The sequence below is a fragment of the Exiguobacterium sp. s141 genome (assembly GCF_018618085.1).
Classification (GTDB): Bacteria; Bacillota; Bacilli; order Exiguobacteriales; family Exiguobacteriaceae; genus Exiguobacterium; species Exiguobacterium mexicanum_A.
In genome coordinates, this window is record NZ_JACSLJ010000004.1 from 114,604 (window position 1) to 138,099 (window position 23,496).

General features: G+C 52.1%; 26 protein-coding genes and 1 tRNA gene. 11 read left to right on the plus strand and 16 right to left on the minus strand.

Going from position 1 to position 23,496, the window contains the following annotated elements; all coding sequences use genetic code 11:
• Window positions 1–50 precede the first annotated feature (50 nt).
• Window positions 51–275 (minus strand): hypothetical protein, encoded by a 225-nt coding sequence (locus KNP74_RS10565; RefSeq protein ID WP_214764239.1) that lies wholly within the window; start codon window positions 273–275, stop codon window positions 51–53.
• A 322-nt stretch (window positions 276–597) separates the two neighbouring features.
• Here KNP74_RS10565 and KNP74_RS10570 point away from each other — a divergent pair, with 322 nt between their 5' ends.
• Window positions 598–1,470: a hypothetical protein gene (locus KNP74_RS10570; protein WP_214764240.1), complete on the plus strand. Its 873-nt coding sequence runs from the start codon at window positions 598–600 to the stop codon at window positions 1,468–1,470.
• A 58-nt stretch (window positions 1,471–1,528) separates the two neighbouring features.
• Here the strand turns inward: KNP74_RS10570 and KNP74_RS10575 are convergent, their stop codons facing one another.
• Window positions 1,529–1,900, minus strand: a complete 372-nt coding sequence (locus KNP74_RS10575) for a hypothetical protein (protein ID WP_034781184.1) — start codon at window positions 1,898–1,900, stop codon at window positions 1,529–1,531.
• Between the two features lie 102 nt (window positions 1,901–2,002).
• Here KNP74_RS10575 and KNP74_RS10580 point away from each other — a divergent pair, with 102 nt between their 5' ends.
• The gene (locus KNP74_RS10580; protein ID WP_138859966.1) at window positions 2,003–2,419 is read left to right on the plus strand and encodes a VOC family protein; all 417 of its coding nucleotides are present in this window, start codon (window positions 2,003–2,005) and stop codon (window positions 2,417–2,419) included.
• A gap of 9 nt (window positions 2,420–2,428) precedes the next feature.
• Here KNP74_RS10580 and KNP74_RS10585 read toward each other — a convergent pair whose 3' ends face one another.
• Window positions 2,429–3,478, minus strand: coding sequence for an NAD(P)/FAD-dependent oxidoreductase (locus KNP74_RS10585; protein WP_034781187.1), 1,050 nt, complete (start codon window positions 3,476–3,478; stop codon window positions 2,429–2,431).
• A gap of 189 nt (window positions 3,479–3,667) precedes the next feature.
• On the opposite strand from KNP74_RS10585, the gene KNP74_RS10590 reads away from it, so the two are divergent.
• Together KNP74_RS10590 and KNP74_RS10595 are read left to right on the plus strand one after the other, a co-directional pair.
• Window positions 3,668–4,516 (plus strand): ABC transporter ATP-binding protein, encoded by an 849-nt coding sequence (locus KNP74_RS10590; RefSeq protein ID WP_138859968.1) that lies wholly within the window; start codon window positions 3,668–3,670, stop codon window positions 4,514–4,516.
• Window positions 4,517–4,632: 116 nt separating this feature from the next.
• Complete coding sequence (locus tag KNP74_RS10595) at window positions 4,633–5,187, plus strand: methyltransferase family protein (protein ID WP_034781189.1); 555 nt, start codon at window positions 4,633–4,635, stop codon at window positions 5,185–5,187.
• Between the two features lie 65 nt (window positions 5,188–5,252).
• Here KNP74_RS10595 and KNP74_RS10600 read toward each other — a convergent pair whose 3' ends face one another.
• Together KNP74_RS10600 and KNP74_RS10605 are read right to left on the minus strand one after the other, a co-directional pair.
• On the minus strand, window positions 5,253–6,062 hold the full coding sequence (locus tag KNP74_RS10600) for a DUF368 domain-containing protein (RefSeq protein WP_138859969.1): 810 nt from the start codon (window positions 6,060–6,062) through the stop codon (window positions 5,253–5,255).
• 108 nt (window positions 6,063–6,170) lie between these two features.
• Window positions 6,171–6,725 (minus strand): GNAT family N-acetyltransferase, encoded by a 555-nt coding sequence (locus KNP74_RS10605; protein WP_138859970.1) that lies wholly within the window; start codon window positions 6,723–6,725, stop codon window positions 6,171–6,173.
• A 100-nt stretch (window positions 6,726–6,825) separates the two neighbouring features.
• Between KNP74_RS10605 and KNP74_RS10610 the strand changes: the two genes are divergently transcribed.
• Window positions 6,826–7,575 carry a sugar nucleotide-binding protein gene (locus KNP74_RS10610; RefSeq protein ID WP_214764241.1) on the plus strand — a complete coding sequence of 250 codons (750 nt, stop codon included), beginning with the start codon at window positions 6,826–6,828 and terminating at the stop codon, window positions 7,573–7,575.
• Between the two features lie 16 nt (window positions 7,576–7,591).
• On the opposite strand, the gene KNP74_RS10615 is transcribed toward KNP74_RS10610, so the two are convergent.
• Window positions 7,592–8,833, minus strand: coding sequence for a cytochrome P450 (locus KNP74_RS10615; protein ID WP_214764242.1), 1,242 nt, complete (start codon window positions 8,831–8,833; stop codon window positions 7,592–7,594).
• A gap of 83 nt (window positions 8,834–8,916) precedes the next feature.
• Here KNP74_RS10615 and KNP74_RS10620 point away from each other — a divergent pair, with 83 nt between their 5' ends.
• Window positions 8,917–9,276, plus strand: a complete 360-nt coding sequence (locus KNP74_RS10620) for a potassium channel family protein (RefSeq protein ID WP_214764243.1) — start codon at window positions 8,917–8,919, stop codon at window positions 9,274–9,276.
• An 18-nt stretch (window positions 9,277–9,294) separates the two neighbouring features.
• Here KNP74_RS10620 and KNP74_RS10625 read toward each other — a convergent pair whose 3' ends face one another.
• Together KNP74_RS10625 and yidD are read right to left on the minus strand one after the other, a co-directional pair.
• Window positions 9,295–10,653 (minus strand): alanine/glycine:cation symporter family protein, encoded by a 1,359-nt coding sequence (locus KNP74_RS10625; RefSeq protein ID WP_214764244.1) that lies wholly within the window; start codon window positions 10,651–10,653, stop codon window positions 9,295–9,297.
• Window positions 10,654–10,784: 131 nt separating this feature from the next.
• On the minus strand, window positions 10,785–11,054 hold the full coding sequence (gene yidD / locus KNP74_RS10630) for a membrane protein insertion efficiency factor YidD (RefSeq protein ID WP_034781204.1): 270 nt from the start codon (window positions 11,052–11,054) through the stop codon (window positions 10,785–10,787).
• Window positions 11,055–11,259: 205 nt separating this feature from the next.
• Between yidD and KNP74_RS10635 the strand changes: the two genes are divergently transcribed.
• Complete coding sequence (locus KNP74_RS10635) at window positions 11,260–12,042, plus strand: pyrroline-5-carboxylate reductase family protein (protein ID WP_138859976.1); 783 nt, start codon at window positions 11,260–11,262, stop codon at window positions 12,040–12,042.
• 36 nt (window positions 12,043–12,078) lie between these two features.
• On the opposite strand, the gene KNP74_RS10640 is transcribed toward KNP74_RS10635, so the two are convergent.
• The 6 genes from KNP74_RS10640 to KNP74_RS10665 form a co-directional block, all read right to left on the minus strand.
• On the minus strand, window positions 12,079–12,783 hold the full coding sequence (locus KNP74_RS10640) for a DUF554 domain-containing protein (RefSeq protein ID WP_214764245.1): 705 nt from the start codon (window positions 12,781–12,783) through the stop codon (window positions 12,079–12,081).
• Window positions 12,784–12,941: 158 nt separating this feature from the next.
• Window positions 12,942–13,014, minus strand: a tRNA-Val gene (locus KNP74_RS10645).
• 85 nt (window positions 13,015–13,099) lie between these two features.
• Window positions 13,100–13,657 carry a GNAT family N-acetyltransferase gene (locus tag KNP74_RS10650; protein WP_214764246.1) on the minus strand — a complete coding sequence of 186 codons (558 nt, stop codon included), beginning with the start codon at window positions 13,655–13,657 and terminating at the stop codon, window positions 13,100–13,102.
• 67 nt (window positions 13,658–13,724) lie between these two features.
• Window positions 13,725–14,039, minus strand: coding sequence for a DMT family transporter (locus KNP74_RS10655; RefSeq protein ID WP_021065258.1), 315 nt, complete (start codon window positions 14,037–14,039; stop codon window positions 13,725–13,727).
• A complete protein-coding gene (locus KNP74_RS10660; protein ID WP_167491846.1) occupies window positions 14,036–14,380 on the minus strand; it encodes a DMT family transporter in 345 nt (114 codons plus the stop codon). Before KNP74_RS10660 ends, KNP74_RS10655 begins: the two co-directional genes overlap by 4 nt.
• Window positions 14,377–14,955, minus strand: coding sequence for a TetR/AcrR family transcriptional regulator (locus KNP74_RS10665; RefSeq protein WP_214708893.1), 579 nt, complete (start codon window positions 14,953–14,955; stop codon window positions 14,377–14,379). Before KNP74_RS10665 ends, KNP74_RS10660 begins: the two co-directional genes overlap by 4 nt.
• A 92-nt stretch (window positions 14,956–15,047) precedes the next feature.
• Between KNP74_RS10665 and KNP74_RS10670 the strand changes: the two genes are divergently transcribed.
• The gene (locus KNP74_RS10670) at window positions 15,048–15,863 is read left to right on the plus strand and encodes an alpha/beta hydrolase (protein ID WP_251130153.1); all 816 of its coding nucleotides are present in this window, start codon (window positions 15,048–15,050) and stop codon (window positions 15,861–15,863) included.
• A 42-nt stretch (window positions 15,864–15,905) separates the two neighbouring features.
• On the opposite strand, the gene KNP74_RS10675 is transcribed toward KNP74_RS10670, so the two are convergent.
• On the minus strand, window positions 15,906–17,144 hold the full coding sequence (locus KNP74_RS10675) for an aminopeptidase (protein ID WP_200860057.1): 1,239 nt from the start codon (window positions 17,142–17,144) through the stop codon (window positions 15,906–15,908).
• Window positions 17,145–17,257: 113 nt separating this feature from the next.
• On the opposite strand from KNP74_RS10675, the gene KNP74_RS10680 reads away from it, so the two are divergent.
• From KNP74_RS10680 to KNP74_RS10690, 3 genes are all read left to right on the plus strand, one after another.
• Complete coding sequence (locus KNP74_RS10680) at window positions 17,258–17,665, plus strand: YkvA family protein (protein WP_034781220.1); 408 nt, start codon at window positions 17,258–17,260, stop codon at window positions 17,663–17,665.
• A gap of 87 nt (window positions 17,666–17,752) precedes the next feature.
• Entirely contained in the window at window positions 17,753–18,619 is an 867-nt protein-coding gene (locus tag KNP74_RS10685) for a YitT family protein (RefSeq protein WP_214764247.1), read from the plus strand.
• 100 nt (window positions 18,620–18,719) lie between these two features.
• A complete protein-coding gene (locus KNP74_RS10690; protein WP_251130154.1) occupies window positions 18,720–21,323 on the plus strand; it encodes a putative bifunctional diguanylate cyclase/phosphodiesterase in 2,604 nt (867 codons plus the stop codon).
• 42 nt (window positions 21,324–21,365) lie between these two features.
• On the opposite strand, the gene KNP74_RS10695 is transcribed toward KNP74_RS10690, so the two are convergent.
• Window positions 21,366–23,435, minus strand: a complete 2,070-nt coding sequence (locus KNP74_RS10695; protein WP_251130155.1) for an alpha-amylase family protein — start codon at window positions 23,433–23,435, stop codon at window positions 21,366–21,368.
• Window positions 23,436–23,496 lie beyond the last annotated feature (61 nt).

A 23,496-nucleotide genomic window follows, 5' to 3' on the forward strand; every position in this document is an offset into this window, starting at 1 on the left:
TTTGAAACCGCTTCCGATTCAGATATTGCATTTTTGTGAACGTTTTCACGTTATTCAATCGCATTGATAATCCCTAGCCCAATCACGGATAATAATACAATCAATACAAAAATGAACACCATCTCGTTCGGGGAGCGAAACCCTTCATATAGTTCTACCGCTTCGTCAACGATGACGTTCTCATGGACAACAATCGGATTCGTTTCCGCCTGCGTCGTATGCGGTATACCCATCAACACTACTGCTAATAACCAAAAACTTATTACGTATCGCATAGTCGTCTCCTTGACTCGTTTCTTACCCATCAGTATAGCATGTCTTTTTCATTTAACCTGAATTGGATTGTTCTACGTTTTAACAAATATCACACCCTGTTTCATCCTCCGCCATCAAACCTCTTTATGTATGTCTTAGCCAGATAGAGTCTCGTCCTTGCGCCATTTCCACGTCAAATCGGAAAGATTTTTGGGTGTTTTTTGAAACAAATACGCTCTTGATTTCCCAATAAATGTTCATCAATTTAATACGAGCATTTAAATGTGGTAACGCTTACAATTTAAGGGTATCTCATTTTATATAGAAAGTAGGACCGCTCGGATGAAGCAGACCTTTACAATCAAAGAAAGTCGTGAACTTCCACCCCATCTTCGACCATTGCTCCACAATCTTTATCCCCCTCAGCACGTCCCGAATCTGTTCAGCTTTCCACCACAGTGCTCGTTGTATACCGGTTGGCTAGGAAATGAGCTCATGGCCGCCATCACCGTGGATTATCGTGACCTCCCCACCACCCAACAGATTCGCATGACTGATGCAGCCTATACAAATTTCGCGGCATTGCGTGGGTTGATCGATCGCGTCTTGTATCAATTCCATCCGCATATCGGACAAAAAACGATGGTCTCTTTAAATGTCCAAAACGCAAAGGCACTTCAACGACTCGATTCGTTCACCGCCATCGGGTTCACACCTCATCTTGAGTCGACCGTTTATGATTTACCTGTACTACCGTTCCAAAAAGAGACATACGTGCAATGGCAACTCTGCCTTGAGCATCCGGAAACGTATGCGTCATGGACATCGACCCGCAATCAGTACGCCCGTCTTTTGCCAGGCGCCTTACCGGTTTCGGCTAGAACCATCGACGAATGTCATCGAAATCAAGGTGCGTTCCATTCATTGAGACGGAACGGTGCTGTCGTGGGCACGATGTATAGCCGAATCGAGTTCTCGCGCTTGCATATTCATGAGCTCCACATGACGTGCGACTCATTCACGACCCGAGAAGGTCTCTCGTTCCTCCAACAATCATCTTTCATAAAGTTGAAAAAGATTCAAGACGTCAAGGTCACCGTGACATCGCTCCAACCAAGCTTGCGAGACGCCCTACTAAAACAAAAAGCCACCCAAACATCTGTCAGCACTCATACATTTTTAAAAGAATTGGTCCCTTATCCTTCTGTACAGTAAACAGTAAAAAAACACGAAACGTTCTGGGTCCTTCATCGGACTCGTTCGTTTCGTGTTTTCATTCGGCAGCGTTTGTCGATTCCATCGCGAGCGGTGGCATCTGTTCAAAAAGATCGGTTCTAAGTCCTGTATCGCGCCGATCCAACGATTCGATTCGATCGAATTGGATCTCGCGGTCCGCCACGCTGAACCAATAGGTGATATGTGGCTCGTCTGTAAAACGCAGGGCATAATTGGAACCGTTCAAATGAAAGTCCACTTCCGTCGACAAGATTTCAGCAGGACCAATTTTTTTATGTGTCGTCAATCGTTCCAGGACGACTTGTTCTTCATTGATCCGATAATCGACAAACGTCGCAAGTGAGAGTCCAAACACAAATGACACCAGCGCGAACGCGCTGATCAATCCAAGAGTGATCTTTCCGTTCATTTCGCCGTCCCTCCCTCTTTCAGTATATCGGATTCCGACAAAACGTTGTGAAGTGACATTTTGTTCAAGTTTCGTCAAACTAGAGTGTGAGGAGGGATCAAGATGCACATTGACCATACCGGAATCGCTGTCCGTGATTTAGACGAAGCGATTTCATTTTACACGACCGTCCTACAAGGGAAGCTCGTCGATCGCTACACAAACACAGCGGTCGGCGTCGAGACGGAAATCGCCGTCATCCACGTCGGTGACGATGTGATTGAACTGTTGTTGCCGACGAGCCCGACGAGTCCAATCGCCCGCTTCATGAAAGCACGAGGCAAAGGCGTCCACCATATCGCCTACCGGGTTGATGACTTAACCCAATCGATCGAGTCGCTCAAACGAGACGGCATTTCCTTTTTAGAGGACACGTTGCGGACGACGGCAAAAGGCCGACGTCTCATATATATGGACCCACGTCATTCGGGCGGCGTCATCGTCGAACTGTGCGACTATCCGACAACAAACAAGCAGTGAGGGAGCCCCTCACTGCTTTTGTAATGCCTGCTCGATGATATCACGGTTTTTTGTCTTCAACCGTTCGTTGTGCGAGGACACCATCGCCGCTTTCGTGGCGTCCGGATCGATGAACGTCTTTGCACGGTTGACGGCATTGGCCGCATCTTGGAAAGCACCCGCAATCAGATGGACTTTCCCTTCATGCGTTAAGATATCGCCCGCTGCATATAAACCTGGCACCGATGACTCGCTGCTCGCATTGCCTTTCACGTAAAAACCATCCACCATCTCGACTTGTAACTCGCAATCACCGAGCAGCGCCGTATCCTGCTCGTACCCATGGTTGATGACGACTTCGTCGACTTCTACGAGATCACGTTCCCCCGTCCCGCAATCGACGAGCGAAACCGCATGAATCGTCGTCCCATCCCGAGAGATGAGGTCTTCGATTTGCGTATGCAACCGACAGTCGACACGGCCACAAAGCAACTTATCGACTTGTGACTCATGTCCCTTGAGCGCTTCTTTCCGGTACGTTAAAATGACGCGCTCAGCAATCGGTTCGAGCTCATTGGCCCAGTCGATGGCACTGTTGCCGCCCCCTGAGATCAATACTGTCTTTCCTTTGAACGCCATGAGCGATTTGACCGTATAGTGTAAATTCGAGACCTCGAAGCGCTCTGCCCCGCTGATATCGATTTTCTGTGGTTGTAGGATGCCGCTTCCTGTCGCGACGATGACCGTCTTGGAAACATGCTGTCCATGTGTCGTATCGAGTACGAAATGGCCTTGGTTGTCCTTCGTCATCGATTCGACTTTCTCTCCGAGCACGACGGTCGGATCAAACGTCAAGCCTTGTTCCACCAATTGTTCGATAAGGCGAGCACCGGTCGTCGGTGTGACCCCGCCCACGTCCCAAATCATCTTCTCTGGATAGACATGGATTTTGCCGCCGAGATGTGGTTGAAACTCAATCAATTTCGTCTTCATCCCACGAAGCCCACTATAAAACGTCGCATATAGTCCGGCTGGTCCGCCCCCAATAATCGTTACATCATATACATCTTGTTCGCTCATCGCCCTCACCCTTCCTTGAAACTCCAGCGCCATTGATTCTCATTCTCATTCACTATACCTTGAAACACGCCTGTCGACAATCTATTTTGACATCAAACAAACATTGACACGCTGTGTGGCACTTGCTATAGTAGATTCGATATTGAGAATCATTATCACGGGCGTCATCTACGGAAAGGGGAATCCATCATGTCACGGATACATACGACAGATATCGAGGTCGGATATGGCGACAAGACGATTGTAAAACAATTGAGCTTGTCGATTCCCGACCATAAAATCACGACGATCATCGGACCGAACGGCTGTGGAAAATCGACGCTCTTGAAGGCGATGACCCGGATTCTTTCTCCGTCTAACGGTTCAGTCCATTTGGACGGAGCCGACATCGCCAAATGTAACACGAAAGAGATCGCCCGAAAAATGGCGATCCTGCCGCAAACGCCAGAAGGTGCCGGCGGATTGACGGTTGGAGAACTCGTCTCCTACGGCCGGTTCCCTTATCAATCCGGATTTGGCCGCCTTTCGAAACATGATCATGAAGTGATTGATTGGGCGCTTGACGTGACCGGGACGCTCGCCTATAAAGACCGCAGCGTCGATGCCCTCTCAGGCGGACAACGTCAGCGTGTATGGATTGCGATGGCGCTCGCCCAAGAGACCGATTTGATTTTCTTGGACGAACCGACGACGTATCTCGACTTGGCCCATCAGCTCGAAGTACTCGAACTGCTCGAGACGCTCAATCGAGACCAAGGACGAACCATCGTCATGGTCCTCCACGACTTGAATCAGGCCGCTCGCTTTGCCGATCACATCGTCGCGATGAAAGACGGCGAAGTACTCGCGACAGGAACGGCCGAAGAAGTCATCTGTCCGCTCGTCCTCAGACAAGTATTCCACATCGATGCCATCATCGGTCGCGACCCGCGGACCGAGAAGCCGATGTGTCTCACGTATCACTTGATCAAAGAAGAGACAAACGAAGTGAAACACGACAAACAGGTCGCCGCAGCACTGCTTACCAACGCGTATTAATCGGCTGAGCACTACTTAACGTCCCGCATATTGCGAGACGTTTTTTCATTCAGCGTGCGTTTTTGGGGAGGAAGACGCGGGTATTGAGTGGAAGATACTGAGAAAGGAGGCACGCTATGGATTGGTTAGACGGGTTCTTCATTCTCATCTCAGTCGCTTGGCTATATGAAATTTGGCGTTACCGAAATCGGTCCGAGCCGACCGACGGCGCCAGTGAGCACGCCAGTTTTTACATCGTTTCATTGATCATGGTCATCGTGTTCGCGGTTTCCATCGGATTATCCGTCTGGACAGATGTACGTCAACCGCTTCCCCAACGTCTGCTCGGACTCGGTTGCTACGTAGCCGGAGTGTCGCTCCGCTATTGGGGCATCGGGCAGTTGCGCCATCAGTTCACCCGTCACGTCGTCGTCCGTCCCGAGGATGAACTCGTCAGTTCGGGGCCGTATCGCTATTTACGTCACCCGCTCTACACAGGGCTCTTGTTTATCACACTCGGGTTTTCACTTTACTTCACGCATTGGGGCATCGCCTTATTCGGCACATTCTCGATTGGTTTAGCGCTGTTATGGCGAATTCATATCGAAGAGAAGATGCTGACCTCTCATTTCGGGAGCGCGTATCGAACGTGGGCCAAATCGCGTAAACGATTGATCCCGTTCATCTATTGAGCAACAATCGCTGAATAAACCAAAAACATGCACGCCGTCAATCGATGACGGTCGTGCATGTTTTTTTATACAGAGAAGCGTCCGAGCAGACGGACGATCATAAAGCCTGCTCCAAATGAGAGGATACTGAGCACCCACATGAGCGTCGTGTCCGGGAGACCCGGGAATACGACCGCGAGCGAGCCGATGACGAGGCCTAAAATGACAGAAAACGTCATGCCTGGAAAATGGCCGAGCAAATAGCGGATCACTTTACTGCTGACGATGAAACCGACCGCCACCCCAAGACCGACGATACCGATGATGAGAATATTCAAGTTCGATAACGCACTGATGACGGTTGGATAGACCCCGATGAGAAGCAAGACGAACGAGCCGCTAATCCCTGGTAACAACATGGCCATACTTCCGAGCCATCCTGAGAAGAACAACAGGATCGCCGTGCTTGTGGAAAGTTCTGTAATGATGGCCGTATCCGCCGGTTTAATGATAGCCATGCTCGCCACAAGAATGGCCCCGATCGCCATGGCGACGATATGTACCGGACGCATGACCGCACGCGATCGAAATTCAAACAGGAGCAACGGGATTATCCCGAGAATCAACCCGATGAAAAAGAACTGGGTCGGCTCGTAATATTCAAGCAGCAAAAATTCGATTACGCGGCTAAGACCTAAAATCGCACTCGCCATCCCGATCCCGAGCGGAATCAAGAACAAGATATGCTGTTTCCAATGTCGACTGAAAATCCCACTGATCGCTTCAATCAACCGGTCATAAATTCCTAAAATAACTGCAATCGTCCCACCACTGACACCGGGAATCAAGTCACTCGTCCCCATCGCGATGCCGCGCAGGATATTTTTCCATTCCATACATGATCTCCTTTTTCGCTACTGATTCATTTCAAGCATTTAGTATAGCCGAGTCGCAATCATTTTGCATCGGTTTTAAGACTGATAATTGACCGATTGACGGTTCATTCAAAGCGCGAGCGCCATATAATCAAACCGTCCTCCGGAGATATCGATTTCTTTCACTTTTTTGAAACCGAGCCGCTCATATAACCGCCCGGCTGCCGGATTTGTCTGGTCAACGTTGAGCGTGACTTGTGGGATGCCTATCTCACGGGCATGGTCGATCGCTTGTTGAATCAGTTTCGTCCCAATCCCACGGCCGCCGAACGACGAGTCGACAGCGACCGAATCGATATAGAGCACATCCCCTGAGGTTTCGACGTCTAACGTGTCCGGTTGCCCTTGGGTCCGGAGCCACGTCTTGATCGGTTCATCCAACTGCGATGCCCGTTCCCCGTGGTAGGCAATCAGAATGCCCGCCATCACTGTCTCGTTTTCCGCCACCCAAACGTTTTCGTAGCTCAAGCGGTTTCCGGGCTGACCAATCCACATCGAGAGTCGTTCGAGTACTTGTTGTTGGTCTGACGTACCGGTCAACGAATACGCAATTTCGTGAATCGCCGCGTAAACGAGCGGTGCGATTTGCGTGCTGTCATCCGGTGTCGCTTTTCGAATATTCATCTTTATCGCCTCCACCCATCAGTCTAGCACAAAGCTTCTTTCAAAGGGTTTGTCGGACAGTGAAGTGTGGGATGATACAAACAGAAGGGAGGAATAAGTAATGAAAGCAATTTTGACAGGCATGAACGGGACGGTCGCCCCTGTCGTCGCCCGTACATTAAAGCGGCACGGCATCGAGCCGGTCGCGTGGGACCGCACGAAAGTGTCCACATCTGACGAGGCTGAGATGCGAGCCTTTATCGAATCGGTCCGCCCGACTTATTTTCTTCATATTGGCATGGGCGCCGTCGAATGGGCCGATACGCTCGCACGTCTATGCGGGGAATACAAAATCCCCTTCCTCTTCACGAGCACCGTCTCCGTCTTCTCCGACGATGTGACGGGACCAATCACCCCGGACACACCGCCCGATGCAACAGATGAATATGGTGCCTATAAACGGGCGTGTGAAGAAACCATCGCCCGGACTAATCCCGGTGCCCAAATCGTCCGCCTCGGTTGGCAAATCGGGGACGGTCCCGGTTCGAACAATATGATGGATTATTTCGAGACCGAGATGAAGCGAAACGGTATAATCGTCGCGAGCGCACACTGGTACCCGTCCTGCTCGTTTTTAGAAGATACGGCGGACGCCTTGTTCGAGATTTTGACGAAACGTGGGCCGGGACTGTATCAATTGAACGGCAACCCGAGCCATTCCCTCTATGACATCGCACTCGGCTTGAAAGAGTTGCATGACACATCATGGCAAATCGAACGAACCGACGAACCGAAACGGGATAACCGTATGGTCGACACGAACATCACAATCCAACCGATCACGAAACGGTTAGCCTTGCACACAAAATGAGTCGCCTCTCGGCGACTCATTTGCGTTCAATCTGTTTCAATACGAGCCCGCTTTTCGGCAAACTCGGTAAGTCCACAAAACTATAACTAAGGTCTTGAGACGGTACCTCATAGCGATAGCGGTTCAAGAACACGTCGATCGTTTCACGCATGATGGCAATCGTCACATGTTCCCCAGCGCAGCGATGCCCAAAATCCACATCCCCGCCACCTTGAGGGATGAACGTGAACGGGCTCTCGGTCCACCCTTTGAACCGGTCTGGATTGAACTGTTCGGGTTCCGTCCAAAGCGAGGGGTCGTGGTTCGTCCCATACAAGTCGAGCAAGACGAGCGTCCCTTGCTCGAACACAAACCCATCCCATTCGAAGTCCTGCTTGACGCGCGCGGCCGTCACCGGGAAGAACGGATAAAAGCGCCGGACTTCTTGGACGAACCATGTCGAATCCGTCTCGCCGTAGGCCAACCGGGCACGAGCCCCAGGAAACTGATGCAACGCGAGCACAGTGAACAAGACGTAAATCGACACCGCCACGGTCGGTCGTATAATATTGATCACCTCGACCGCCACGACATCGGCCGGAAGCAGTTCCCCTGCCTCATCACGATGCCATGAAAATTCATACAGCGCTGTCTGTTCGTTCGGAAGCAACCGGTTCGTCCGCACTTCCTCGACCATCTTCCGAACCCAAGACTCGGCCGACGACCGGGCCGCCCGTCCACGTATGTGCTTTGGTCCAAGGGCCGTCCCCGATTCGAACAACAACCGCATCTCATCCGTCCGCTGTTTCACTTCATGCTCGCCGAGCGGGACCCCGGCCCATTCACAAACGGCCCGCATGAGGACTTCTTGAGCCATACCATAGAGCATTGTTTCGTCTTCGGCCGCATCGAGCGCTCGTTCCCATTCACGGCTGACAAGTCTCGTCAGGCGCTCGATATTTCCTGGGAACATGAGCGACATGAACATCTTTTTTCGATGTGCATGCGCCGCACCGTCCAGCGTCTGCACCCCGTCCTCCCCGAACAACGTCTTCAGCAACCGCTTCGGTGCCGCGTCTTGCCGAACGAATTTGTCCGCGTCATAAAATAAAGCGGCTGCCTCGGCACCACCGAGACAGATTGCTCGCTCCCCAAGCAAACGCGTTTCGAATAGGTTTGACTGAAAGCTTTTTCTGCGGTTCGGGACATACAAGTAGCCCTCCCGGAGGAACGCCAAGCTATGGTCGAGCCCTTGTTCTTTCGGAATCGGTCGTGTCATGATGTATCATCCTTTCCAACTTTTCTATAGAGGATGTTCCCCTGTTATTAGCGAACAAACCTATAAAGAAAGGAGGCGGGCGAATGCTCTCATTTATTTTGACATTTCGTCGCATGTTTCGCGGAATCTGGCGCGGTCTGAAAGACGCTGAGTTTCAAGTGATGTTCAGTCTCGCCCTTCTGACCATCATCTCGGGGACACTATTTTATTCACGGTTCGAGGACATGCGTTGGCTTGACGCCTTGTATTTCAGCGTCGTCACGCTCACGACAATCGGCTATGGGGATTTCGTCCCGACGACCGATCTCGGTAAAGTGTTCACAATCGGCTACGTCATTACTGGTGTCGGCATCATGGTCGGCTTCATCACCAAAGTCTTTGACCACCTCCAGCAAGCGCGACTCGAAGAGGTCCGCAAACGAAACACGCCACCGTCTCCTTGAAGACGGTGGCGTGTTTCGTTAAGATGCTTTTCGATTTCGATTTTCGAGCTCGAGTTGCTGATTGAACCGTTTCGTCTCGGCGATCACGACACCCGACAAGAACAGCAGACCAATCAAGTTCGGGATGGCCATCAAACCGTTAAACACATCGGAAAGGGCCCAGACCAAGTTGAGGTTCGTCGTCATCGCGCCGAGTCCGGCCACGAGGACGAAGGCGATGCGATACGGAATAATCGATTTCTGGCCGAACAAGTAGTGAATCGAACGTTCTCCATAATACGACCATCCGAGCACCGTCGAATAGGCGAACATGACGAGGCCGATTGTCACGATATATCCGCCAGCCGGCCCTAAAAATTGCTCGAACGTCGCCGTCGTCAACGCGACCCCTTCGAGCCCCGACCCGATTTGTCCGCCCATGACGAGCGTGATCCCTGTGACCGAACAGACGATGAGCGTATCGAGGAACACTTGCGTCATCGAGACGAGTGCCTGACGTCCTGGCATATCCGTCTTGGCCGCTGCCGCCGCGATTGGGGCCGATCCAAGACCAGCCTCGTTCGAGAAGACGCCGCGGGCCACCCCGTAACGAATCGCCGCCCCGATCGCTCCTCCACCAATTGCCTCGGCGCTTAACGTGCTGCTGAAGATGAGTGAAATCGCATCTGGAATGAGCGTATAGTTCATAATCATAATCAATAATCCACTGCCGAGATAAAAGACGATCATGACCGGTACGAAGTAACTGACGACGCGTCCAATCGATTTGACACCACCTAAGATGACCGCACCCGTGAAGATCATGATCAAGATGCCGGATACGTAAATCGGCACATCAAACGTCGTTTGGAGTGCCATCGCCACCGAATTCGTCTGTACCCCGTTTCCAATCCCGAACGCCGCGAGGGAAGCGAACCCCGCGAAGGCGACAGCGAGCCAGCGCTGTTTCAAGCCGCGCTCCAAGTAATACATTGGTCCCCCAGCCATTTGTCCCCGCTCATCAGTGACCCGATATTTGACCGCGAGCACGGCTTCCGCGTATTTGGTCGCCATTCCGAAGAAACCGGATACCCACATCCAGACGATCGCGCCTGGCCCACCGAGCACGACGGCCGTCGCGACCCCAACGATATTCCCCGTACCGACCGTAGCCGCGAGCGCGGTCATGAGTGCTTGGAAGTGACTGATGTCCCCTTTCGATGACTTGTCCTGATTTTTAGAGAATGCGAGCTTCAGTGCGTAAGGCAACTTCGTGATTTGAATTCCCCCGAGACGTACCGTCAAATAAATGCCTGTCCCCACAAGCAAAATCAATAACGGTGGTCCCCACACAAAGTTTGAAATCGTACCGATGAGTTCACTGAACGATTGACCCATGTTGTATTCCCCTTTCCCCGTATGTAATGAGTACATCTCTATTTTTTCAGAATACTTAGAAGATTGTCAAAAGTATTGTGATAAAACAAGTCAGAGAAAGAAGGGCTGTATCTAAAACAGCGAGCCGTCGATTAGACGTCTCGCTGAGATGGGGGTTTTTCACGTTGTAACGGCGCCTTCCAATCGAACTCGTCCGGCACGTAGTCGAGCCCGCCTGAATGGAACGGTTGGCAACGCATGAGCCGGCGCGTCGTCAAATAACCACCTTTGAGTGCACCATGTTTCTCGATCGCCTCGATCCCATAATGCGAACAACTCGGATAAAACCGACACGTCGGTGGTTTCAACGGAGAAATGAAGCGTTGATACCCTTGAATCCCCCGGACTAACACTCGTTTCACGTTTCATCGCCTCCTGATTGATTACTGCCATGATAGCTCGACCGGTTCGACTTGTCATCCGTGACGTCTGCGACAATCCAGTGACAAGACGGTGTCACGTTTTTCCTTTGTTTTACAATTTGAGCACGAGAGGCGCTATTTGACGTATCATTTGTTATGATAGGCAACATGTACACGACCGAATCTATATGAAGAGGTGACGATTATGAATATTTTAATGGTAGGAGCAGGATCGATGAGCGAGTCACTCGTCCGCGGATGGTTAGCCTCAGGCCTGTCTCCTGAACAAATCACGATGACGAACCGGAGTGACCGGACACGTCTTACAGAACTTCACACTGAGCTCGGCGTGCAAATCGTCGACGAAGAGGATGTCAACGCGTATGACATCGTCGTCCTTGCGATGCAACCGGACGGAGTGCTTCCATATGTAAGCTCGAAGACGTGGACCACACCGCTCCTCGTTTCCGTAGCGGCTCATATCGAACCGAGCGAAATTGAAGAGGCGTCAGGTCTCCCTGCCGTCTGCGCGATGCCGAATACGCCAGTGGCTTATCAAAACGGGATGACCGGGCTCTGGTTCGGACCCGAGACCGATGATACGGTCCGTGAAAAGGCGACGGCTTTGTTTGAGCGTGTTGGTCGTACAGCTGTGACTGATGCGAAGACGATGTCGGCCTTTATGGCCGCCGCCGGTTGCAGCCCCGCTTTCTTTTACGAGATTGTCGGGTCGATGACACCGGTCTTGACGGAAGCAGGATTTGACGAAACGACGGCCCGTCAAATCGTCGCCCAAGCGATGAAAGGATCAGCTGAGCTTCTCCTCCATGAGACACGGCCGACGAACGACTTGATCGCAGATGTGGCCGCGCCGGACGGTCCGACCGATCGGGGTGTCGGTGTGCTTCGCTCGCGCGATTTAGCAGACGTCATGGCTTCTGCCCTTCGCGAAAGTGCGAGAGAAGAAGTCGAACAACCGAAGAATTGAAAAAATCCGAGAAACGCATCGCGTCTCTCGGATTTTTTATTGGACGATATGTAAAATCGAGACGATGACCGCGACCATCAAAATCCCCGGCAATAGATTCGCGACGCGAATCCGAGTGATGCCGACCAAATTTAAACCGATCGCGACGATCATGACGCCGCCGGTCGCTGTCATTTCTAAAATAAAGTCATCCATGAGCGATTCCGGGATAAACTTCATGATTTGGATGGCGAGCAAGGCGATTGCTCCTTGGTATAAGAGAACCGGGACGGCCGAGAACATGACCCCAATCCCTAGCGTCGAGCTAAGGACGAGTGCCGTGAAGCCGTCAATCAATCCTTTTGTATAGAGGACATCATGGTCCCCGCGCAATCCACTGTCGAGTGCGCCGATGACGGCCATCGCCCCGATGACGAAGATGAGCGTCGCCGTGATGAAGCCTTCGGCGATACTCGACTTGCTCTTACCGCCGAGTCGGCGTTCCAATTGATAGCCGACCTCGTTCAACTTCTCATCAAGCTTCCACCATTCACCGAGCGCCGCCCCGATGACGAGACTGCCGATGACGATTAAAAAGTTCTCACTCTTCATCCCCATTTGAATCCCCAGCAAGACGACGGCGAGACCGATGGCTGCGGTGACCGTCTCTTTCATTCGTTCGGGGATGCGGTGAAATAAAAGTCCAAGTAATGTGCCAATCACAATCAACGCCGCGTTGACGATTGTTCCGGTTAAGGCCATTGTAATATTCCCCGTTTCTGTATGTAATGAGAGGAATATACCAACTGTTTATGTAGACTGTCAATTGAAAGAAAAACAAAAAAAAGCCACTTCTCGCAAGAAGTGGCGTCGCGGAAACCCACGTTCCTATGGGTTTCGCATCGGGTTTGGCACCCAAGTGATTCTGACTGGGCTCGAACCAGCGACCTCTACCCTGTCAAGGTAGCGCTCTCCCAGCTGAGCTACAGAATCAGGTCGTGTCCTCTCTTAAGGACACTATTAATATATCAAGAAACTAATGCCTTGGCAACTGTTTTTTAAAACTTTTTTACTTTTTTTAACGCGTCATTTTTTCCCGTTTCATATGGCGGCATAACCGCTCTAAATCACCGGCATATACTGAGACGAGCATGCCTTGATATTCAGTGTCACGGTCCCAATGCAATCCGTTCGCTTTCGCGACTCGTTGCGATGGGACGTTATCCGGATGAATCAAGGAAATGATCTCTTTCTCACCTTCTTCGAACGCATGACGCATAAGACGAGCCGCCGCCTCACGTCCGTAGCCCATATGCCAATGCTTCGGCGCCAACCAATATCCGACTTCAAGTTCAATCGTGCCGTCGAGTTCATGGAGCAACGTGCCGGCATGACCGATCGGCTCGTCATTTTCATGCGACATCAATTTAAGCAACCCGGTTTGACGACCCGTCTGATAGCGGGCCAACTGGCGCTCGAACCACTCGATCGTCTGTTCATCCGTATATGGCTTTCCGTCCGGGCTAATAAAACGCATCACGCGCGGATCTTGGAGTAGCGATTTCACGAAATAAAAATCAGCAATCGTGTAAGGTTCGAGTCGTAGACGCTCGGATTGCAGTTTGATATGACTCATCGTCCCCGCCCCTTTCTTTCACAGTCTGAACTATTCAATTCCCGTTTTTATTCGAAGCTAATCCTGATCATGCGACAACTTTCAATCCGATGACGCTTCCGATAATAAGCAATAAGAAGAAGATACGCCACCGGTCCCGGGATTCGTTCAAGTACAGCATGCCGAGCACGACCCCGCCAGCCGCCCCAATCCCGACCCAAATCGAATACGCCAATCCGAGCGGGAGCGTCTCGAGCGAACGCGACAACAAATAAAAGCTTAAGGCAAATGTTCCGACCGACAAGATCGACCATTTAACAATCTGATAGCCTTTTGATTTACCCATCCAAAAGACGGCCATCATCTCAGCAAGACCCGCACCAATCAAAAATACCCAACTCATGCCGACTCACCTCCCGTCACTTGTTTCAGTCCGACCACACCGATCAGAAGCGTGATGATAAAGACGAGCTTCATCCCGGTGAGCGCCTCGTCGAACAAGAGCGCCCCGACGATGACCGTTCCGACGGCTCCGATGCCGGTAAAGACGGCGTACCCCGTCCCGGCCGGTAAGGTGCGGAACGACATCGCCAACAATCCAAAACTCACAATCAATAATAGAATCGTCATCACGCTCGGACCGAGCACCGTGAACCCGTTCGACAGCTTCATCGTCGTCGCCCAAACGATTTCGAGCAGACCGGCGAGCACGAGCCAAACCCAGGCTAGTTGATCTTGTTTCATGTCCAACCGACTCCCTTCTTGAAAATCGTGAATGCGGCCCGTTGCCGTTTGACGCGATTCGTCTCAAGCGTGAAGAGCGAAAGAAGCGCCCCGTCTAGAAAACAATAGTACGCGTCATACACGTCCTCGAGTGACTGTTCGGGTAACGCCCCTTGCTCCATCGCCAATCGAAACTGTTCTTTCTCGAACGCTTGCAGTTCCGTCTCGACCGAACCGAGCGTCGTCTCGATGAATGATCGCAACTCGGGCGGTGGGACGAGCAACATCCGCTTCGTCAGCATCCATGTCTCCTCTTCTTCAAAGAAGCGAATCAACGCCTCGACGATCGCCTCGATCCGCTCGAGCGGCGCAGCGTCAACGGAAGCGTCCCGTGCCTCCTGCCAGATGTGTGCATAACGGTTCCCCATGTCCTCGACGACTTGCTTGAACAGTTGTTCTTTCCCTTCGATATGGGCGTATAGCGACGCCTTTTTGATGCCGACATCCTCAGCGAGCGAGGCGAGCGACAAGCCTTCATATCCTTCAAGCGCAAACCGGCGCCGCGCCGCCAGTTCGATTCGTTGTTTCGTATTCATCACAGATCGTCCCCTTTCTCTCTCACCACCTTACCTAACGAACGGTAGGTAGTCAAGTGCGCGGATTGCATTCCCCGGTTCCACCCGGCAAAATGGAGACAGTTGATGGGAAAGGAGCGCTTTATATGCTTGAGCAATTCAGCTTTACGTTACCGACCGAGACGACACGCGGACGGAAACGAATCGTCCGTGTCTATCGTCCCGACTTTGTTTCGGCTGACGAGCGGATCCCGGTCCTCTATATGCACGACGGTCAAAACGTGTTCGACGGCAAGACCGCCACGATCGGCGAAGGTTGGTCGATCGACCGCCACATCGAGGACTTACAATTGCCGCTCATGGTCGTCGCCATCGCGAGTGCCCCAGACTGGCTCGACCGCTACGATGAGTATTCGTTTTATGAGGATGAGATGCTATACCGGCGGATTGGACCGGAACTCGCCAAGACACGGCCTACGCTCGGGGGTAAAGGGCGTGCTTACGCCGACTGGCTCATGCAAGAGTTGAAGCCGTGGATTGATGAACGCTATGCGACCGACCCAGACGACGTCGGCGTGATGGGCAGCTCGATGGGCGGGGTCATCTCGCTCTATATGATGACGGCCTATCCGTCCATCCGGCGCGTCGGCTCGCTCTCGACAGCCGCTTGGGCTAATCTCGACTCCCTCATTCGGGAAGTGAAGCAGGCCGATTTGACGGCGCGTCTCTATATGGACATCGGGACGAACGAGACGAGCGGACCGATCACGCCCGAGGATTACCTTTATACGAATGCGAAACTCGTCGAGACGGTCGCGCGAACAGGGATCGCCTTCCGCTATGAAGTCGAGCCCGGTGCCGTCCATAATGAGATCGCGTGGCGGCGTCGGCTACCGAACGCCCTCGCCTTCCTCTATGAATTGACATGAAAAAAGAGACGAATTCCACGAAGGGATTCGTCTCTTGCTTGATTAAATGACCCAGTTGCCGTCACGCATGATGGCTTCGCGTGAACCGTCTTCGAGTTCGCCGTCGATGTTCATCTCGGCCGAGCCGATCATGAAGTCGACGTGTGTCATCGAGTCGTTCGCACCGTTCTCGGCGAGTTCTTCGGCTGACATTTGCGGTCCGCCTTCGAGACATGTCGAGTACGCGCGTCCAAGCGCCAAGTGACACGATGCGTTTTCGTCGAACAACGTGTTATAGAAAAGGAGACCCGAGTTCGAGATTGGTGAGTCGTCCGGCACGAGCGCGACTTCTCCGATACGACGCGCCCCTTCATCGAGGTTCAACAACTCATCGAGTGCCTGTTGTCCTTGTTTCGCTTCCGCCTTCACGACTTTCCCGCCTTCGAACCAGAGCGTGAATCCATCGATCAAGTTGCCGCTATAGCTGAGCGGTTTCGTGCTCGACACGTGTCCTTCGACCGAATCTTTATCGGCGAGCGTGAACACTTCTTCGGTCGGCATGTTGGCGATGAAATCGACACCGTCGATGTTCGGACCGCCGCCGCCAAGGAAGACGTGCTTCTTCGGCAAGCCGATCGTCAATTCCGTGCCCGGTGCTTTGTAATGGAGCTTCGTGTACTTCTTGTTCGTGAGTAACGTCGCGCGTTCACGGAGCGATGCGTCATGCGTATCCCACGCCGCGACGACATCCGGTTGGTCCATGCGCGTCGCTTCGAAAATCGCTTTCCAAAGGGCTGGTACGGCGTCTTCACGGTCTGGGAAGACTTTCTTCGCCCATGCTTCCGAAGCGCCAGCAACGATTGACCAGCTGACATTGTCGCTCATGACATATTTGCGCCATTTCGCGAGCGCCACGCCGGCAGCACGGTTCGAGTCCGCGATGCGTGACGACTCAACGCCGTTCAGTGCGTCCGGGTCGTCGCTGACGATCGATAGGAACGCCGTCTTCTCTTCGGCCAATTGCTCAAAGCGAGCCTTGAGCCATTCCGGGTATTCTTTGAAAGCATCCGCCGGGGCGTTGAAGTAACGGACTTTCGTCGTCTCTTCGTCGCTCCAGTTGACATATACTTGTTTCGCGCCAGCTGCGTAAGCTGCTTTCACGATTTGACGGACGAGCGGTGCTTGGCTAATATCAGCTCGGACTTCGAGCTGTTGGCCCGGCTGAATGTTGACGCCTTTTTTGACGGCAAGCTCAGCGTAGCGGGCAAATTCTGCCTCAGTCGGCATGGTTACAGTAGACATATGTACAGTTCCTCCTTTTTCACTTATTTCTATTTTCTTAAATTTTCGGAAAAGTTGCAACCAAATCGCAAAAACGGGCATATTAGTAGATGAAGACAGAAGGAGGAATATACATGTCAGATTGGAAAACAACGTACACACACTTTTTAACGAGCGCGACCGAGGACTATACCGACAATGAAACATTAGGTGACCTCTTGGTCCAAGGCGAACTCGCTCTCGCTAAAGTGACGGTCGACGTCGCTTCGAACGAGATTAGCAATATCGAGCGAGAAGAAGAACTGACGCTCTACTTCCAAATGAAACAGTTACTCAACATGTTGCGTGCCGTCTATAATCACCAGTTCGAGATGCAGCCGGACAAACAACATGCCCTCGTTGCGGCCGTCTTATACTTCGTATCCCCATTCGATGCGATTCCGGACGACGCCCCACTCGGCTTATTCGATGACGCTCAAGTCATCGATTACGTGCATGAACAGCTCGCAAGCGATATCGACCGCTTCCACAACGAATTGTAATCGTTCGGCGCTTGAAATTCCTCCACCATCGGAGTACGCTTGAGTGAGTTTATTTCAAAGGGGGCGTATGGCGCCTAGCCATCATCTATGTACGCAAAATCAAGAAAACGAATCGCCGTCGAGACGACTTTGTTCATCATCGCCGGAACGATTCTACAATCGATCTTTGTCGGCTTATTGCTCAAACCAAACGAGATCGGGACCGGGGGCATCGTCGGGATCACCTTGATCATCAACGAGCTGTTCGGCACACCGATCGGATTCACGCAACTCGTGTTGAATGTCCCGCTCTTTATCGTCGGGATTAAATATCTGGGGAAACGGTTCATTCTCATGACCGGGCTCGTCGTCGTCTTATCATCTATCTTGATCGATACGTTGCCCGTGCTCATCCCGCCGACCCCGCTCGATGACCCGCTCGTCGCCTCGGTGTTCAGTGGGATCGTTTCCGGCCTCGGGCTCGCCCTGCTGTTATTCGCAGGCGCTTCGACCGGAGGACTCGACATTCTCGGGAAAGTCATTTATACGAACAACCGGAACTTATCACTCCCGAAAATCTTTTTGACACAAGATATCATCGTCTATATCCTCGTGTTCATCACGTTCGACATTAAAGCGGTCATGTATGCGCTCGTCCTCAGTTTCGTCCGGTCGCGGACGTTGTTGACGATTCACCGGTTCTTCTCGGCGCAAAAGCAGTGTTTCATCATCTGTAAGAAAGCCGATGAAATCAACCTCGTCATCAAGCAGAACTTGAAACGCGGCGTCACAATCATGGACGCGACCGGCGGTTACTCGAACGACTCGAAGAAGATGTTGTATGTCGTCATCCAGAACAACGAAATACCAAAACTGCGTCAAATCGTCTCAGAGATTGATTCAGAAGCGTTCGTCACCGTCTCCGAAATCGATTCGATCGTCGGTAACTTCAAAGAGCATTCGTATACACTTTAATCGACAGCAACTTGCTGTCGATTTTTTTGTGTAACAAACGCATGAACAATCCGATAATAATGGTGGGCCTCTTAGACATATACAGAAGGAGGTGCATGAGTTGACCAACCACTCGTTGCGCCAAACAGTCCCCGCTTTGCTCGTCGGGACCTTTTTTCTCGGACTTTTATTGATTCTGTTCACCCCTTACGCCTTGAGGGAGACAAGTTTGTTCGTCTATTTCACGGCGGTCACGCTCATCGCGACCGTCTTTAGCGCGACGGCCGTGTTTCAAAATCGCGGGATGCGACGCTACATACATTTACTGATTAGCGCCGGCAACGTCTGCTTCATCGCTTATTTGGTCGGACACCATTTTGGCGCATCGACAACAATCAACCATATGCCGTTCATTCAGAACTTTTTTTATTTGATTATGTCGCTGATTGTCATCACGCAATCGATTGAAATTCGGACATTGAAACTGCGAACGTTTGACATCTTCGCCTTGTTCAGCTTCCTGTTGATTGGGGCGTTGCATCTGTTCGTTTATTCGAACGACGGAGCACGTTATGCGGCTCATTTGAACGGGTTTGAAGAACAGATGGTGTTGATTAGTCTCTACATGATGCTCGGCTTCCTGTACTTGAATCGCATCACCTCGGTCGGCCAAACGTTCCGTGTGCTTTTGTTGATCGGCATTCTCGGCTTCACGACTGCCTCGATTTTGAACCAATTGCTCATCTTCAACGGCATCGGCCATGAGTTGGTGCACCTGCTTCAAGTGAGTAGCATCTTTATCATTTCAATCAGCTACGTGTTCGATGAATCGAGAGAAGATGCCCTCGTCTATGACTCCGTGTTCGACTACGTCGTCTATAGCGCAATCGTCATGCTGTTCATGCTCGCCTCGGATCGTTTGCTCGGCACATCTGTGCTCGACTCGATGACGGCGAACGCCGTCTTGTTGCTGCTCATCCGTCAGTTCGTCGTCGCCAAACAAAACGCATTGATCAGTCACCGTTTACATACCGTCAATACCGACCTCGAAGTCGCAGTGACGACGAAAGCACATGAGCTTGAAATTCGGGAGCAACAGTATCGGTCCCTGTTCGCCTATCATGCCGAACCGATTTTCTTGTTCGACCTTCACGGTGAAGTGTTGTCCGTAAACGAGGCCGGCAGCTCGGTGCTCGGTCATGACACAGAGACACTCATCGGTTCCAACATATTAGATATCATCGAACAAAAAGACCGGTCCGCCTATGCGACCGTATTGCATGATTTGAAGAACGGTCGCCCGCGTACGCTCGACGTCGATGTCGTCACCGAGGACGGGGCGAAGCGAGTTTGGCAGCTGATGAACATCCCGATGATTATCGACGGGGAAGTCGAAGGCATTTATGCCATCGTCAAAGACATCACCCAAATGATCGTGCAACAAGAACAAATCTACTATCAAGCAAATCATGACAGTTTGACGGGACTACACAACCGTTACGCGTTGCAAGAACAAATCGAACGGCTCATCGCCGAAGGACGACGATTCTCGCTCATGTTCTCCGACCTGGACGGCTTCAAAGAGATCAACGACCAGTTCGGCCATCATATGGGCGATGAATTGCTGCAACACATCGGCAAACGACTAAGAGGTGCCTTATTGCCGAACGAGTACGCGGGACGGCTCGGCGGTGACGAGTTCATCGTCGTCGCCGAACATGATGATGATGAGATGTTAGTCGAACGGTTGCGACGCTTCGTCTATCGCCCGCCTTACTTTATGGGCGGAACGCTCGTCGAGATCCATGCGTCGATTGGCATCGTCCGCTATCCCGACCACGGATCGACGCTCAAGCACTTGCTCTCAAACGCAGACCTCGCGATGTACAAGGCAAAGGACAAGGGACGTAATGAGACCGTCCTGTTCGCGCCAGAGCTGCGTGCGGATAAAGAAGAACGCAAGCTGTTGATGGAAGGGCTCGACACCGCCCTTGAAAAAGGCGAGATCTCGCTTTACCTTCAGCCTCAAGTCGACGCCTCGACGAAAGCCATCATCGGGGCCGAGGCGCTCATGCGCTGGCAACGCGATGGGGTCTTCATCCCGCCGAGCCAATTCATCCCGATCGCCGAGGAGACGGGCCACATCCATGATCTCGGTCGCTGGATGATCCATGAGACGTTCCAATTGATGTACGCCTTCGAGCAAGGAGAAATCAATTTGCCGAAATTGTCGGTCAACCTCTCCGTCCGTCAATTGTTCGATGAACATTTAATCGAGTATTTGACGACTTTGTTTGAGCGGTTTCCAATCGAACCGAGCCGACTCAACTTCGAATTGACCGAGACCGTCGCCGCCCACCATTCCGACCGGGTGTTGACACGGATCCTCGAACTCAAGGCGCTCGGCATCAAACTGTCGATCGATGACTTCGGGACCGGCTACAGCTCACTCGCCTACCTCGTCCGCTATCCGATTGACGAGTTAAAGATTCCGCGCGAGTTCACGATGCAACTCGAAGAGAACCGGGAGTATCAAACCGTCACCGCGACGATCGTCGCCATGGCCCGACAACTAGGGATGGCACTCGTCGCTGAAGGTGTCGAGACCGAGTATCAAGAGAATTTCTTACGGAAAATCGGCTGTGATTCGATGCAAGGCTATCGCTATGCGAAACCGATGCCACTCAATGAGTTTGTCATCTACTACATGAAGCAGACGATGTGACAAAAAATGCCCCGAACCGGTAAACCGATTCGGGGCATTTGCTTATTTCATCTCATAAATTTTGACTTCGCCCGGCTTCAAATCGACCCACAGGTCCCAATTCTCATCGAACGAGTGCTCGGCATACGGCCATGACGTCGGTGAGTATACCATCTCGGCGAAACGGCTCGCGTTCCAGTTACGGCGTCGCACCCCGTCGAGCGGGACTTTCCCTTGCAGCGGTTGGTACATATCCGTATTGGCCACGACGAGAAGCGTCTCGTTCGTATCCGGACGCAACCAAGCGAGGCCGATGAACGGCGCATCCATATGTGCCATGGCGAGCGGTTCGAAATGACTCGGGTTGACGAGGACGTCCAACCAACGACGACGCACCTCGGCCACTTGATGCATCAGTTCGATCATCTCGTCTCGCTCTGGATGATCCCAATGGAACTGGTACGCATCGAAGAAAGCAAGCTTTCCAAAGTACGGATCGGTCGGGAACAGTTGATACGCTTCTTCCGGTCGGCAGTCGAGCCCGGTGTTCATCGGCTGTGTCTCATACAGTTCGAGTCCAGAGTTCGTCATCGGGACGCCGTTCGGTACGAAGCCGTTCAAGACGGTGAGCAAGCGACTCGCCTGCCGTCCCCCATCTCGTGTCGCGATACGGCGCGTGTCTGCCGTTTCTCCGGCCGCAAACACCGGTAACGGTAAGAAGCGCGAGTCATATACGAACTGGTGCGTCTCATGTGTATCAAAACGTGGCTCTTTATAGAACCCGTACCCGATAATCATGTTATAGCCCGCTTCTTTCGCTGCCCACGCTCCGATTTCGATCAATTCTTCAGCGATGAAACTGAAGTTGGCGTCGAGTGCGCGTGGCTGTTGAAGGATCCGTTGTGCCAAATCGACCGGCAAGGCGTGACCCATATCGATGCGGGCCCCATCGATTCCAAATTCGCGCTGGTAGTGCGGGATGATATCGGCGAGCATCGCCCATAGCGGCTCATTGATTTGATCGCCCCGGAATTGATTCGACTTGATCGAATCGAACAGAATGTACGGAGCCAAGTTCGCTTCGCTGACGTAAGGCGCTGCCGCTGTCGGATGATCGAGGAACAGACGGAAGTATGTGACGTCCGACCATGGCGGTTGCGGGTCATTGATACAATCCGAAAAAGCTGGAGCGGTCGTCAAACCGAACTCACGCTCGATGACCGCGAGCAAGTTCTCTTCCGGGTGCTCGAGCAAGTACGTCTTCACCGTCTCCCACTTGTCCGCGTCAACGAGGTTCGGCGCCATCGAGAAGCGACGCAAATGCGCCCAGACGTCTTCCGACCCGTAAATCATTGGCAAGAAAGCGTGCTCTGGTTTTACGTTCTCTCCGATACCGGGCACGTGCGGCGGGTGATAGTAGTCAAGTTCCGTCACCGGGATCCAATAAAACCATTCCGGGTTTTCTAGAATGAGACGGTTGTCACGGGCGCATGTGCGTGGGATGACATCGATGACGACCCGAATTCCGACCATATGGCATGCCTCGACGAACGCGGCGAACTCTTCTTCGACCGTCAAGCCGTCTCCCGTCAACGTCTCTTTCAGTTCTTCATCGATTCCAAAGAAGTCTTGCACGGCATAAGGAGAACCAAATTCGCCTTTTTTATTTTTGTGGCTATGTTGCGAGATCGGCAATAGGAACAACGTGTCAATTCCCATATAAAGCAAGTGCGGGATTAGCGCGAGCGTTTTGACGAACGTTCCCGTGTCCTTCATCCCGACCGAGTTCTCCATCTCGACATAACCTGAACCGTCATGATCCCATGACGTCGAGGTCCGGACTTGCATCGAATAGACGGAGGCACGTTTGATCCAATCGCCGCCCGTTTGAAGATATCCATCCGCTTGGGCGACCGATTGATGATAATCCCGTCCGTCGACCGCATGCGGGAGAATCGCTTTTTCAATCGTCTCGATTAAAAAATCGTAAGGATTGACCCGTTCGACGCCATCTCGGACAGGCTCTGAAGGGAATTGCAGGCGGTTCCACAAGGCCGGAATGTCGTATTCCATGTTCGTTCGTTTTTCTTTCAAGACCTGGTGTAACTTGCGTAACGATGAGTTCTCTGGCATGTGTATTCTCCTTATGAATGAAATCGTTCCTCATTTCATTGTAAACGATAACAAGAAACGC